This window comes from Gemmatimonadota bacterium (assembly GCA_016720805.1).
Taxonomy (GTDB): Bacteria; Gemmatimonadota; Gemmatimonadetes; order Gemmatimonadales; family GWC2-71-9; genus Palsa-1233.
On the sequence record JADKJZ010000005.1, the window covers coordinates 117,615 to 131,650 of the forward strand.

The following is a 14,036-nucleotide window of genomic DNA, read 5'->3' on the forward strand; positions in this document are numbered from 1 at the left end:
GGGTCCGAAGCACGCCCCAACAATTCGACGAGTGTCTGGATTATGTCTACCTCCGCCGCCTATCGGCGTCGGTGCACAGCCTGCGGCGCCACGGCGCTCGAGGTTGCGACCCGGTGTCCCCGCTGCAGTGAAGCGATGCCCAACCGCGATGACTGCGGCCAGCTGCTCAAGTTCTGGGGCTGCCGGGGCTGTCACACGCTCAATACACCGACCGACATCGCCTGTCAGCACTGCGCGGCACCGCGCGAAGCCGCCAACTCGCCCCGCCGTGTCATGCTCGGAATCGCCGCCGTCGCCGCCGTGGCCCTCTTCACCGTCGTCGGCGTGAAGAACTGGCCCGCCGCCCAGGCCGCCGCGAAGCTCGCCGCCACGACCCAGACACCGACTGCCACACCCGCGGCATCGATCACCCCGCCGACTGCAGCGCCGATCACCACGCCGGTCGTCACCACGCCTGCGCCGCCACCACCCCCGCCGTCTGGCACCATGATCGCCGCGATGCAGACGGAAACGCAGCAGACCATCGTCGCCGCGCCGCCGTCGGCCATCGCCGTGAGCGAAGTCGTCCGCACGTCACCACCGCAGACCGACGTGCCGCCGTCGACCGCACTCGTCTCGGTGAAGTGGGTCAACGTCCGCACCGCCCCGATGCCCGGCGCCGCCATCCTCGGCGTCATCAAGCCGCAGACCACCGTCGTCGTCCTCGCCTCGCAAGACGGCTGGGTCCGCGTGAAGTCGGACTCGCTGACGGGGTGGGTGTATGGGCAGGGAGTGGCGGAGGCGAGAGGATGATGGCTCGAAGAGAGAAGCGAAGCGGGGTGTCGACGGGAATCTCTCCGTGCAGCCACGCCGTTCGTTTATCCATCATCTATCATCCATCATCCATCATCCCATCACTTCACCACCCCAAACACAAAGATCGTCCTGCTCATATGCGTCGTCCCCGGCCTCAGGATCGTGCTCGGGAAGTTCGGCTGATTGGGCGAATCCGGGTAATGCTGCGTCTCGAGGCAGAAAGCGCCGCGGTAGGGATAGACGATACCGCCCTTCCCCTTGATGGTGCCGTCGAGGAAGTTGCCGGTGTAGAACTGCACCCCCGGTTCGGTGGACGAGACGTCCATCGTGCGGCCGGTGGTGGGCTCGCTCACGTGCGCCACGTGGACCAGGCCCGGTATGGCGCGGCGCACGACGAAGTTGTGGTCGTAGCCGCCGCCGAAGCGGATCTGCTGGTCGTCGGCGCCGATCCGCGCGCCGATCGCCGTCGGCGTGCGGAAGTCGAACGGCGTCCCGGTCACGTCGGCGAGTTTGCCGGTGGGGATCAGCGTCGTGTCGACCGGGGTCATGCTGTCGGCGTCGAGCGTGAGGACGTGGCCAAGGATGTCGCCACCGGGGCCGGCGAGGTTGAAGTACGAATGGTTGGTGACGTTGATGGGCGTCGGCTTGTCGCTGTACGCTTCGTAGTCGATCACCAGCTCGTTCCGCTCGTTCATCACCTGATAGGTCACCTTGACGGTCACGGCGCCCGGGTACCCCTCCTCGCCATCGGGTGAGACGTAGGTGAACATCACGCCGGTGGTGCTGTCGGTCTGCACCAGCTTGGGTTCCCACATCACCTTGTCGAAGCCCCGTATGCCGCCATGCAGCGCATTCACGCCGTTGTTGACGGCCAGGGTGTACTGCTTGCCATCGAGCGTGAAGCGCCCCTTGGCGATCCGGTTGCCGTACCGGCCCACCACCGCGCCGAAGTAGGGCGACTCCTTCACGTAGCCGGCGACGGAATCGAAGCCGAGGACCACGTCGCCGAGGACACCCTTGGCGTCGGGGACCTTGATCGACTGGATGATCGCGCCGTAGGTCATGGCGCGGACCTCCATCCCGTTCCCGTTCGTGATGGTGAAGACCTCGACCGGCTTCCCGCCGGGGGCGGTGTCGAGTGGGGCTCGGCCGATCACCGATGGCTTGATCACGGGCGTCTCGTCATTGGGAGCATCGGGCTTGGCGCAGGCCGTGGCCACCAGCAGAATCGCGGGGAGGGCGGCGCGGCGGAATTGGGCAGTGGTCATGGTGTGATCACCTCGTCGAGGCCCAGGTCGATGTACTGCCCGCCCCTGGTCTGGCGGACGTGGACGGCAAGCACGTTGCGGCCCGCCTTGAGGGCGCCGCGCGCCGTGGCGTCGAGTGGCACGCGCTGGTAGCCGGAGCTGTAGCCACTGAAGGTCGCCACCAGCTTCCCATTCAGGTAGACGACGGCATCCTCGTCATGATGGACATACCAGTGTGGCGCCACCAGCGCGGCGCTCGTGAGCGTGAAGCTGCGCCGAAGCCAGAGATCGTTGGTGGTCCACGGGGTGCGGATCACCGCGCCAGGTGTCCCGGCCTTCCCGAAGCCGCCGATTCCCGCCTGCCACGCCGCATCGTTGAAGCGAACCGCGAACCAGTCGGCCGCCGGCGCGGTGGTGGTGTAGCGCCACGGCTGCCCGGCAGCCTGCGACGTCGGCACCACCCGCCGGATGCGCGACGGCGGACCGTAGAGCTGCTTCGACGACGCGATCGCATCGGGGAGCAGTTTGATGATGCTCCGGTCATAGGTCATCAACCCGTTGACCTCGATCTCGACGTCGCTGGTCTGCGTGTAGACCGCTGCCGAGAGGCCGTCATCGATCAGGAACTTGAGCTGGTGCATCAGCTCGGCGTACGCGGTGCTCAACGCGCGCCCATCGGTGTAGCTCTTGTAGCCCCAGTTGTCCTTGGCGAGCCAGGTGTGCCCGGCGAGCGGGAGGCCGAGGCCGCCGAACTCGCCGAGGACCGCGGCCCGGTTTGGCTCGAGCGCCGGCATTCCGGGGCCCGGATAACTGTGCACGTCGGAGACGTCGCCGACCTTCATGTCGGTCCACCCCGAGGCGTTGTTCACCAATCGTGATGGGTCGTACGCCTTGACCCACGCGACGGTCTTCTCGGTGTCGTGCTGCCCCCATCCCTCGTTGAACGGCACCCACATCACGATCGACGTGAAGGAGCGCAGCGCATCGAGTTCCGCCTGCAGCTCCTTCGCGAACGCCGCCCGCGATTCCGGCGTCTTGTTGTCGCCGCTCGGCATGTCCTGCCACACCAGGATGCCGAGCGAGTCGGCCATGTGATACCAGCGCGCCGGCTCGACCTTCACATGCTTGCGGATCATGTTGAAGCCGAGCGCCTTGGTGGTCACGAGGTCGTAGAGCATCGCGTGATCGGTCGGCGGCGTGTAGAGGCCGTCGGGCCACCATCCCTGGTCGAGCGGGCCGTACTGGAAGAGCGGTTGGTTGTTGAAGAAGAGCCGGGTGACACCCTTGGCGTCCTTGCCGAGCGCGATCTTCCGGATGCCGACCTGCGAGGTGACCCGGTCGAACTCCACATCGCGGCTCTGCACGGTCACCAGGAGGTCGTAGCGAAACGGGTCGCTCGGCGACCAGGGCCGCACCTTGGGGATCTTCACCACCACGTCGCGACCGACCGGCTCGTGCGCCGTGGCCACGGTCACGCCACCACTCGACACGGTGACCGAGACCTCGAGGAACTCCGTGAGTCCAGCCACGACCGGGCGGATGCGCACGGTGCCGGCGTCGAGGTCGGGCGTGATCACCAAGTCCGTGATGTACACCGGCTGCACATACTCCAGCCACACCGTCTGCCAGATCCCGGTGACCGCAGTGTACCAGATGCTCTCGGGCTTGAGCACCTGCTTGCCGCGCGGCTGCGAGCCGTTGTCGGTGGGGTCCCAGACGGCGACGACCACTTCCTGGGTGCCGGAGGCGGTGAGTGCGTCGGTGATGTCGAACGAGAACGGGTCGTAGCCACCCTCATGGGTGCCGACCTGTTTGCCGTTGACCCAGACGGTGGTCTGCCAGTCGACCGCGCCGAAGTGCAGCAGTATGCGGCTGTCGGTCGCCGGGGGCTCCATCCGTGTGCGTCCGGGCGCCACTGGCGTCGGCCGCGTGAAGTTGCGGCGATACCAGAGCTTCTGGTCCGGCGTCACGGCGCGCTGCACGCCGCTCAACTGCGACTCGATCGGGTACGGCACCAGGATCGATCCGGTCCACGTGCTCGGGCGCGGGGCATCCTTCGGGGCGATCGCGTAGGCCCACGGTCCGTTGAGGTTCACCCAATTCTGACGCACCATCTGCGGCCGAGGATATTCCGGCAGCGGCATGACCTGCGAGACCGAATCGGCCCAGCGGGTGCGTAGCGTCGGCGCAGATTGCGCGGCGAGCGGCGGGGCGAACAGTGCCAGCACCAACAGGAACCTGCGACTCATTGCCCTGCCTCCAGGATGCGGATCTCGGTCATCCCGCTGACGGCGGGAAGATTGTGGGTGAAGCGGACGCGAACCTTGTTCGTGGTGACCGGCATGATCGTCACCGTGTTGACCATCGACACCGCCGGTTCGGCGGGCACCTGCGCGTGCACCATCGCGTCGCGCCAGTCGGTGCCATCCCAGTACTGGATGGTGACCCGCTTCGGCGCCTTCACGCCGCGGCCGTCTCCCCATAAGTACAGCTCGACCGAGCCGATCTTCGCCGCGCGCTGGAAGTCGAGCTCGACCCAGTCCATCGCATTCGAAGATCCGAATGCCGTCCAGCGATTGCGCGACGCCCGCGTGAAGGCCACGGCCATGTCGTTCACTTCGCTCACCTTGTCGAAATTGGACGTGAACGACGCGCTGACCGCCGCGCCCCAGGCGAGGTTCGGCGATGGCGTCTTCGGTGCACTCAGCGGCAGCGGCGCATTGCTCCATGCCTCGACCTCTGCGAGTCCGACCGACACCCCCTTCCTCGGCGTAAAGGTCACGCGGAGTTTCGAGGTCGTGGTGTTGATGAGCCTGGTACGGTTGGCCTGCCGCCCCGTCGGCGGGACGAAGATGCGCGGCATCGCCACCGGTGCCCAGCGGCCGTTCTGCCACGCCTCGATGCGGTAAGACGCCGGCGGCTTGGCCCCGGCCGAGTCGTCGAGGAAGTAGAGCGCCACCTCGTGCACTGGGCGCGGCTCGCCGAAGTCGACGACGATCCAGTCGGTGGCGTTCGGCGACCCGGCCGTGGTCCACCGATTCGGCGGCGCCTGGTGATACCAGATCTGCCCGTCGTTGAGCCAGTGCGGCGAGGTTCCCGGTGCGGAGTAGGAGGTGGTGACCAGCGGGTATGCGCGAGCACCGTTGTTCACCGCGAGGTTCACGTCGCGCGGCTGGCTCTCTTGTGTATGGGCGCAGCATGCTGCCCACCCCGTCTCACGCGCGAGCCTGCGCGCACTTCGCCGCCCGCCCCGCCCGCCGCCCGCGCGGGGAGTCGCGCCACCGTCCGCGCCAGCCGCGGACTGCGCGCCACGACCTTGCCGTCGACCAGCAGCGTCAGCCCGGCGCCGCGCTTGTAGCGCGTTCCGTCCTTGTCCCAGATGATCGCCACATCGTGGCCGTGGTAGCTGATGTTGTCCAAGGCAAAGTAGACCCACGACTCGGGGGCCAGCGGCGCGACCTCGAGCGAGTCGTCGGCACGCGGCCGGAGCCCGACGAGGCCGGTGATGATCAGGTCGGTGTAGCCGGAATGGAAATAGTGCTCCGAATGGTACGGCGAGTCATGCCCCGCGAACGAGCCGTTGTCGGGGTTCGCCGCCTCGGCGATGTACGGCTTCCCGTCCTTCCGCTGGCTCAGGGTGTAGGTGCGGAGCAGCGAGAAGTAGTCCGCCTTGCTCACCACATTCTGCTTGTAGTTGTTGAGCAGGTTCGCCATCGCGACCAGCGTCTGCGTGGTGGCGTACGGCCAGGCGTTGCCGCTCCAGACGCAGCAGGTCTTCGAGATCAGGAAGAGCGGGTCGTGGCGCTCGACCGTGAGCGGCCCGAACGGCGCGGCGAAGTACGCCGTGTCCATCAGGAACTTCCACGCCGCCTCGTAGCCGTTGTCCGGCAGGTTGAACTGCCACGGCACGTAGCCGATCTGCTCGCGGCCATGCGGGTTCCCCGCATACGGCCCGGTCTGATAGGTGAGCGACCCGGCCTTGATGCCGTCCTTCTCGTCGGTCCGGTTCTGGTGGAAGAAGAACTCGCGCTTCGGATCCCAGAGCTGCTGCTGCACGCGCTGCTTGAGGTCGGCGGCCTTCGCCGCGAAGAGGCGCGCCTTCTCGGGTTGGCCGAGGATGGCGGCGGCCTTCGAGATCGCGAGCTCGTCGGCGTAGAGGTAGGCGTTGATGGTGGGGCGGTAGCCGTCGGCGCCGGCGAACTCGTCCACCGTCTGCCGAGAGTTGATGTTGGTCTCCATCCCGTCGTGCATGCCGTCCCAGTGGAACATCTTCGCGGTGCTGTCCCAGTGTTCCGTGACCCAGCCGTTGTACTGCGTCTCCATGTGCGGCAGCATGCGCTTCAGGAACGACGTGTCGTTGTTGACCATGTACGTCGCGAAGATCGCGTCGCCGTACCAGTTGCTGTAGCTCCGCGGCTCCGCACCCGGCGTCTCGAACCAGTACTTCGCAAAGTCCCGGGTGATCACGCCGTCGCGCAGCCAGCGGACTTCGTAGAGTTGGTGGCCGAGGGGGCAGGAGATCGCGCCGAACGCTCCTGACCAGAACGGCCGGTCGATGAACTCGCTGAAGGTGTAGCCGCTCTCGGGGCTGCCGTAGGTCATGTGCTTCGTGACCAGCTCCCAGCGGTAGTAGTAGGTGCTGTTGATTTCCTGGTCGGGCGAATCGAAGAACGGGATGTGCTGCTCGTACCAGGCCCAGTCCTTGTTGTCCCACCAGGTCTCGCGGGTGAGCAGCGCCCGGTGGTCGAGCACCTGGGCGGCCAGCGGAAACGGGGCGATCAGTGCCAGCAGGAGCAGGGCGCGTCGCATCGGAGACCTGATGTTGGGGAGATGGGGGAATGTACCGTCAGGAGGATGGATGCGTCGCGGGGTACCCCCAATCCCCGCGCGGTCGTGTAGGGGCGCGGCCTGCCGCGCCCGTCCACGTGGGTCCACGGATCGCCGGGGTGCGGGTCGGGGCGCCGTCTCGGGCGTGCCGGCATCGCCATAATGGGGGAGACGGGCGCGGCAGGCCGCGCCCCTACATCCGATATTCGGGGCACGACGCGATCATCGCGGCAGGCCGCGCCCCTACATCCGATATTCGGGGCACGACGCGATCATCGCGGGGGCCCGCGCCCCTACATCGACGCGCGATTCGCCGTTCGCCCCGCGCGGTTAAATTCGACCGTCGCTTTCCCCCTTGGAGTCGCCCATGTCCGTCCGCATCGCCTCGCTCTCGCTGACCGCCCTGCTCGGCGCCGCCTGCCTCGGCGCCCAGACGCCGTCGATCAAGTCGCCCACGCCCGCCAACACCACCGGGGTGCTCCGCGCCGAGCGGGTGGCGACCGGGCTCGAAAACCCGTGGGGCCTCGCCTTCCTGCCGGATGGCCAGATGATCGTGACCGAACGGGCCGGCCGGCTGCGCTACGTCGCCAAGGACGGCACCCTCTCGGCGCCGGTCACCGGCACGCCGACGGTCCTCTTTCAGGGCCAGGGCGGCCTCCTCGATGTCGCCGTCGACCCGAAGTTCGCCCAGAACAAGACCATCTACCTGAGCTTCTCGGAGCCGGGCGAGGGTGGGACGGCCGGAACGGCGGTCGCGCGCGGCCGCCTGAATGGCGGGGCGCTCACCGAGGTCGAGGTCATCTACCGCCAGAGCCCCAAGGTCCGGAGCGGGAACCACTACGGCTCGCGGATCGCCTTCGGCAAGGACGGCACCCTCTTCGTGACCGCCGGTGACCGCTTCAATCAGCGGCCGCTGGTGCAGGACCTCTCGACCGGCATCGGCAAGATCGTGCGGATCAATCCCGACGGCACCATCCCGAAGGACAATCCGTTCGTCGGGAAGGCCGGGACCAACGAGGCGATCTGGAGCTACGGTCACCGCAACCTGCAGGGCGCCGTCGTCGACGCGTCGGGGAAGCTCTGGACCCTTGAGCATGGCGCCAGGGGTGGCGATGAACTGAACCACCCCGAGGCCGGGAAGAACTACGGCTGGCCGGTCATCACCTACGGCGTCGACTACAGCGGCGTGAAGATCGGTGAGGGGACGGAGAAGGCCGGCATGGAGCAGCCCGTCTACTACTGGGACCCCGTCATCGCACCGTCGGCGATCATCATCTACACCGGCGACAAGATCCCGGGGTGGAAGGGCAACTTCGTCATCGGCGGCATGGGCGCGGTGAACGGACTCGTGCGGCTCGTGATGCAGAACGGCGTCGTCGTGAAGGAAGAGCGTCACCTCGGTGAGCTCGGCCTCCGCATCCGCGACGTGCAGCAGGGTCCCGACGGCTTCGTGTACATCACCACCGAGAAGACCAGCAAGGACGAACAGGGGCAGATCTTCCGCGTCCGCCCCGCGACCCGATAATCTGATCATCCTCTTGCAGTTGGAGTTGTCCTGATGGCCGCACTCTCGCCGTACCGTACGCTGCCCGCGCCCAAGCGCGTCGAACTGGTGCTCCACGACCTGAGCACCACCAAGGACTCGCGCGCGCTCTACATCCAGCGCATGGTCGCGCGTGGCGGCGGTTTCCGCCCGGTGACGCTGCGCGCCTGGTCGCTCGAGAAGCTCGCGAAGGAGATCGTCCGCCTCAATCTCGAGTCGTTCCAGGACGAGCTCGGCATGCTGCAGACGCTCTACGTCGAAAAGGAGCCCGAGCTGCAGATCGCCTTCCTCGATGCCGCCGGCGTCGCCCACAAGGCAGGCCACATCGCCGACGACATGCCGACGCCGTTCGCCTCCGCCGAGAACGTCAAGAAGGCCGCGGAGCAGCTGCTCGCGAGCCACGGCGACGACGGCAAGCGGTATCTCCGGACGATCGCGATCTACAATGGTGAGGCGTGGCCGGGATTGGGATCTCTCCTTGGAGAGACCTGATAGAGGATGATCGATGATCGATCATCGATGATCGATACTCAGAAGCGTGGCGAAGCGGATTGATTCCCGCCGAGCCACGCTTCGTCGCTATCGATCATCGACCATCGATCATCGATCATCGGCTGTCTACTTGATCGACTGCATCTCAATCACAAACCTGTACTTCACATCGCTCTTCAACATCCGCTCATACGCGGTGTTGATCTCCTGCATCGGGATCAGCTCGATGTCGGCGACGATGTTGTGCTCGCCGCAGAAGTCGAGCATCTCCTGCGTCTCCTTGATGCCACCGATGAGCGAGCCGGCGATGCTGCGGCGGCCCATGATCAACCCCAGGACGCTCGGCGAGGCATGCGGCGTCGCGGGCACGCCGACCATCACCATCGTGCCGTCGCGCTTCAGGGCACCGACGAAGGGATCGAGGTTGTGCGAGGCGGCGACGGTGTTGAGGATGAAGTCGAACGTCCTGGCCTCGGCGGCCATCGCGGCCGCATCCGTGCTGATCACCACGCGGTGCGCGCCGAGCGCCGTGGCATCGGCCGCCTTGCTCGGCGTGGTGGTGAACACCGTCACCTTGGCACCCATCGCGGCGGCAATCTTGACGCCCATGTGGCCGAGGCCACCGAGTCCGACGACGCCGACGGTGCTTCCCTTGCCGACCTTCCAGTGGCTCAACGGCGAGTAGGTGGTGATCCCGGCGCAGAGCAGCGGGGCGGCCGCGGCGAGGTTGAGGTTCGGTGGGACCCGCAGCACGAAGGCCTGGTCAACGGTGATGTCGGTGGTGTAGCCGCCGTAGGTCGGCCCGCCAGTGTGCTTGTCCACGCCCATGTAGGTGCCGACGAAGCCGCTGCCGGTGCAGTAGTTCTCAAGCCCTTCCTGGCACGAGGGGCAGGTGCGGCAGGAATCGACCATGCAGCCGACGCCGACGGTGTCCCCGACCTTGAAGCCCGTCACGTCGCTGCCCACTGCCGTCACGTGGCCGACGATCTCGTGGCCCGGGATCGCCGGATACGGGATCGGGCCCCAGTCGCCCTTCACGAAGTGCAGGTCCGAGTGGCAGACGCCACAGTAGACAATGTCGATCGCGACATCGGTCGGGCCCGGCGCACGGCGGGTGATGGTATGGGCAGCAAGCGGCGTGTCGCCTGAGAAGGCGGCAAAGGCGTTCGTCATGAGGTCGGGAGTCCTGGGCTGTGAGGGGCGCGGGGGAGGACCCCAATGATAGCGCGCCGGCCCGCCCGGTCGCAGGACCATCGCGTCGGCGGAGCGCATCGGGGCCGATGTGGCGCGCCTGGCTCCATCCACGATGCCGGCATCGCCCGCAAAGATCGCGGCGGGCTCCATCCATGGATGGAGGCGCGCCGACCCCGATCAGTCCTGCCAGGTCGAGAACACCCACACGATCAGGCCGGCCACCGTCACGATCGCGGCCGCGCCGCCGATCCGCCCCGGCTTTCCGCCGAGCCGCAGTCCGGCCGCGAACGACGCGCTGCTCACATCCTTCACGGGGCCATTGAGGGTCCAGATCCGACGCGTCCCGGCGGCGGCCTGGATCGAGAGGCCGATCTTGTCCTTGTGCATCACCGCCACGTCGACCAGCAGCGGCCCCGTCAGATCGTCGTTCCGTGCGATCATCACACTCGGCGTCAGGTCGAGCGTCGTCGTCGGCGAGGCGTGATAGCGAAGCCGAGGCCCGAGCGCGAGATAGGCGTTGCCGTCCAGAATGCCGGCCGTGAGGACGCCACCCGCCGACGTCCGCGCACCGACCGGCGTCACGCGGCCGAGCCCGATCGCCATCATCAGCTTGCCCTCGTCGGAGGCGAACGGACTTTCCGCTTCGCCGAACCGCACGACCCGTGTCCCGATCGAGAACTCGGTGATCGTCCGCGGCCGGAGCGGCGACTGCGCGGAGAGCGGGAGGGCGAGGAGAAGCAGAAGAGCGAGTCGCATTCGGGGAAGATACTGCAATGGATGATCGATCATCGATGATCGATCATCGATCATCGGTCGTTAAGGAACTCGAATGGAAAGGCAACTCAGTCCCCCATCCATCTTCCGGAACTCGGACATCTCCAACTCGATCACTCGGAATCCCAGCGCGGCCACGCGCGCGGCGAGCGCAGGGAAGCCCGTCGCCATCAGCACCGCCCCGTTGATGGCGACGCAGTTCGCCCCATACCCCTCGGCGTCGGGGACCACGACCAACTGGAAGCGCTGCAACGCCGGGTGATCCGCGAGCCCGGCGACGGTGATCAGCTGCTCATCGCCGAGCCAGGCGATGCCGCTCTTGAGGTGCAGCAGGGTCGGGTGGGCACGGATGTCGATCGTGGCGGCGGTATAACCGAGTCGCTCGAGCCAGGCGGTGAGTTGCCGCGCGCCCTCGACGTTGGTCCGATCGGAAATGCCGATCAGGAAGTGACTTCCCGCCTGACAGATGTCGCCGCCATCGAGTGTCCCTGGCGCATGGATGGATGCGACCGCACCAAAGAAGCGCTCAAGCACCGGCTGCATCGCCGCGACTTCGCCGGCGCGGCTCGGCGCCCCCGGTCGCGCGAGGATCGCACCGTGCGCCGTGACGATCGCCGTGTCCTCGACGAAGGTCGAGTCGGGATACGCATCATCAGGCGGCAGCGCGGTGATGGAGAGCCCAAGCTGCGTGAGCGCGGCGCAATAGGCGGCGTGTTGCGCCTGCGCCAGCGCGAGGTCGGGCGCGCCGAGGCCGGCCGTGGTGAGGCCGGCGGCGTAAGAGGCCGAAGGGGGGCGGGTGATGGCGGCGGAGAAATGCATCGGGACCATCCACGATCATTGGGAAACCGGGGCACGCGCGCGAATCGTCATATTCGTAGGGGCGACGCATGCGTCGCCCTGCTTCGCGACGATCCGATCCCCGCCCGTGCGCGACGGGGATCGCGACGACGATCACGGCGCGACGGCGATATCGGTGGATCATTGGGAAGGGCGACGCATGCGTCGCCCCAACACAAATTAGCGTCCGCCCGCATGGGAGGATCCCACGATCACCCGATACACCGGCCAACTCACCGCCAGCAGCGCCATCGACCACAGCGAATTGGTGCGGTCGCTGAGCACCGCCCCGACGAGGAACGCGACGGAGCCGACGATCAGCAACCCCAGGCTATAGGGATAGCCGGGGAGGCGGAAGGGGCGCGGCGTGTCGGGTTCCTTGCGGCGCAGCGCGGCGACGGCGATGAAGCAGCCGAGGTAGTTCAGGACGAAGAAGAACGCGGCAAGGGCGAGCACCGAGTTGAAGGTGCCACTCAGGATGAAGAGCAGCGCGGCGCTGACCGAGAGCGCATGCGCCACCACGGGGGTACCGCCGGCGTTGACGCGGTCGATCGCGGCCGGCATCAGGCCGTCGCGGCTCATCGCCAGCGGCACGCGTGCGGCGAACAGGATGTTGGAGTTGATCCCGCCGAGCAGGGCGATCAGCACGACGATGCGGATGACCAGGTCGCCCGCGGTCCCGAAGAGAATCGTCCCAGCCGACCCCGCGACGAAGGGATCACCGGCCATCGCGTCGATGCCAACCACGCGCAGCATCGCGAGGTTGAAGCAGAGGTAGATCGCGATCACCGCCAGCACGCCGCCGATCATCGTGCGCGGCATCGTCCGCTCGACGTCGGTGGTTTCCTCGCCGAAGTAGAGCGGCCCCGTCCAGCCATCGTAGGTGAAGATCACCGCCTGCAGCGCGAGCACGACTGCCGCGATGAGCCCGGTGCCGGTGGGCATCCTGCGGGGCCGCGGTGACGACGTCGGGCACTGCCATCACGAAGCCGGCGACGATCAGTGCCGCATAGGCCAGCGCCTTGGCGCCGCTCAGCAGCTGCTGCGCGACGTCGCCGCTCTTCACGCCGCTCCATTGCAACAATCCGAAGGCAATCACCAACGTTGACGCGATCGCCTTCACCCCGCCCGGGATCGCCGGAAGCAGCGGCGTCGCGAACTCGGCGAAGGCGATCGCGCCGAGCGAGGTCGAAGCCGCCGTCGAGAACCAGTCGGTCCAGCCGACGACGAAGGCGGGGTAGGGGCCGAGCCCGCGGCGGACGATCGCGTAGGGCCCGCCCGAGCGCTTCGTGATGACGCCGCCCTCTGCCAGCGCCATCGCGCCGAAGAGCGCATAGACGCCGCCGACGACCCACACCATGATGAAGAGGGTGGGACTGGGGAGCCGGGCGGCGACTTCGCCCGGGGTCCGCAGGATGCCGGTGGCGATGGTGTTGCCGACGAGCACGGCGAGGCCGAAGGCGACGCCAAGGACCTGATGGAGCGAGCCGCGGCGCGCTTCAGCGATCGGGGATGTCCTGTAGGGGAAGGCGGAGAATACGTCCCGATCGGGAACGGCGGTAGGGGTATCGATGATCGATCATCGATCATCGATGATCGATTACGCCTCCCGCCAGTATCGCACCGTCTCCTCACCGATGGTCCCATCGTGTTGCGCGGCGATCTGCTCGAGCGCCGTGCGCAGCGCGTCGGCGAGTTCGGCCTCGCCGAGGAGCCGCAGCGACTTCATGATGCGGGTGAGGCGAAGGTGATTGTGGTTGTTGGGCGTGATCCACAGCGCCTGGCGCGCGGAGGCGTTCGAGCTCGCAATGATGCGCGCGTGGTTGCTGGTGTTGACGATGGTGAAGCCGTAGAAGTCGAGCAGCTTCTCGAACGAACGCCGCAGATACATTCGCAGCATCGGATCGTGATGCCAGTGGGCGATGTCCTCCTCGGTGAGGAGTGGCGCCTGTGCGTTCGCGCCGCTCGGTTCGTCGAGCGGGAAGAGCCACTGGATGAAGTCGTGTTGCGCCTCGAGTTGCGCATGCGGCCAGTGCCAGATCTCCGCGAGCATCCTGCCGGCGTGATCGGGACCCTGGTGGCGGTAGAATCGGAGGATGGGTGAGGGCATGGGAGCTCCGGATTGGGGTGCTGGCGCGTTCGGAGACTTCTCGGGCGCGGCAGGCCCCGCCCGTACACACGGAGCCTCGCTCGCTTTGCCGGCCTCTCGCCGGCGGAAGGAAGGGCGCAGCATGCTGCGCCCGTACCCACGGAGCCTCGCTCGCTTTGCCGGCCTCTCGCCGGCGGAAGGAAGGGCGCAGCATGCTGCGCCCGTACCCACGGAGCCT

12 protein-coding genes are annotated in these 14,036 nt (G+C 67.2%); 3 read left to right on the top strand and 9 right to left on the bottom strand.

Features of this window, described 5'->3' with window-relative positions:
* The first annotated feature begins 135 nt into the window (after nucleotides 1-135).
* Complete coding sequence (locus IPP98_06655) at nucleotides 136-792, top strand: SH3 domain-containing protein (GenBank protein ID MBL0178794.1); 657 nt, start codon at nucleotides 136-138, stop codon at nucleotides 790-792.
* 101 nt (nucleotides 793-893) lie between these two features.
* Here IPP98_06655 and IPP98_06660 read toward each other — a convergent pair whose 3' ends face one another.
* From IPP98_06660 to IPP98_06675, 4 genes are read right to left on the bottom strand one after another with little or no spacing between them, the layout of a single operon-like run.
* On the bottom strand, nucleotides 894-2,063 hold the full coding sequence (locus tag IPP98_06660) for a galactose mutarotase (GenBank protein MBL0178795.1): 1,170 nt from the start codon (nucleotides 2,061-2,063) through the stop codon (nucleotides 894-896).
* Complete coding sequence (locus tag IPP98_06665; protein ID MBL0178796.1) at nucleotides 2,060-4,291, bottom strand: hypothetical protein; 2,232 nt, start codon at nucleotides 4,289-4,291, stop codon at nucleotides 2,060-2,062. The genes IPP98_06660 and IPP98_06665 overlap by 4 nt, the downstream gene beginning before the upstream one ends.
* Nucleotides 4,288-5,205 carry a discoidin domain-containing protein gene (locus tag IPP98_06670; GenBank protein ID MBL0178797.1) on the bottom strand — a complete coding sequence of 306 codons (918 nt, stop codon included), beginning with the start codon at nucleotides 5,203-5,205 and terminating at the stop codon, nucleotides 4,288-4,290. The genes IPP98_06665 and IPP98_06670 overlap by 4 nt, the downstream gene beginning before the upstream one ends.
* Nucleotides 5,202-6,851 (bottom strand): hypothetical protein, encoded by a 1,650-nt coding sequence (locus IPP98_06675; GenBank protein ID MBL0178798.1) that lies wholly within the window; start codon nucleotides 6,849-6,851, stop codon nucleotides 5,202-5,204. The genes IPP98_06670 and IPP98_06675 overlap by 4 nt, the downstream gene beginning before the upstream one ends.
* 385 nt (nucleotides 6,852-7,236) lie before the next feature.
* Between IPP98_06675 and IPP98_06680 the strand changes: the two genes are divergently transcribed.
* Together IPP98_06680 and IPP98_06685 are read left to right on the top strand one after the other, a co-directional pair.
* Nucleotides 7,237-8,394: a PQQ-dependent sugar dehydrogenase gene (locus tag IPP98_06680; protein MBL0178799.1), complete on the top strand. Its 1,158-nt coding sequence runs from the start codon at nucleotides 7,237-7,239 to the stop codon at nucleotides 8,392-8,394.
* A gap of 33 nt (nucleotides 8,395-8,427) precedes the next feature.
* Nucleotides 8,428-8,904 carry a hypothetical protein gene (locus IPP98_06685; protein MBL0178800.1) on the top strand — a complete coding sequence of 159 codons (477 nt, stop codon included), beginning with the start codon at nucleotides 8,428-8,430 and terminating at the stop codon, nucleotides 8,902-8,904.
* Nucleotides 8,905-9,030: 126 nt separating this feature from the next.
* Here the strand turns inward: IPP98_06685 and IPP98_06690 are convergent, their stop codons facing one another.
* From IPP98_06690 to IPP98_06710, 5 genes are all read right to left on the bottom strand, one after another.
* The gene (locus IPP98_06690) at nucleotides 9,031-10,077 is read right to left on the bottom strand and encodes an NAD(P)-dependent alcohol dehydrogenase (protein ID MBL0178801.1); all 1,047 of its coding nucleotides are present in this window, start codon (nucleotides 10,075-10,077) and stop codon (nucleotides 9,031-9,033) included.
* A gap of 198 nt (nucleotides 10,078-10,275) precedes the next feature.
* Nucleotides 10,276-10,854 (bottom strand): hypothetical protein, encoded by a 579-nt coding sequence (locus IPP98_06695; GenBank protein ID MBL0178802.1) that lies wholly within the window; start codon nucleotides 10,852-10,854, stop codon nucleotides 10,276-10,278.
* 60 nt (nucleotides 10,855-10,914) lie between these two features.
* Nucleotides 10,915-11,691, bottom strand: coding sequence for a hypothetical protein (locus IPP98_06700; GenBank protein ID MBL0178803.1), 777 nt, complete (start codon nucleotides 11,689-11,691; stop codon nucleotides 10,915-10,917).
* Nucleotides 11,692-11,889: 198 nt separating this feature from the next.
* Nucleotides 11,890-12,621, bottom strand: coding sequence for an APC family permease (locus IPP98_06705; GenBank protein ID MBL0178804.1), 732 nt, complete (start codon nucleotides 12,619-12,621; stop codon nucleotides 11,890-11,892).
* A 688-nt stretch (nucleotides 12,622-13,309) separates the two neighbouring features.
* Complete coding sequence (locus tag IPP98_06710; GenBank protein MBL0178805.1) at nucleotides 13,310-13,819, bottom strand: hypothetical protein; 510 nt, start codon at nucleotides 13,817-13,819, stop codon at nucleotides 13,310-13,312.
* Between the last annotated feature and the right edge of the window lie 217 nt (nucleotides 13,820-14,036).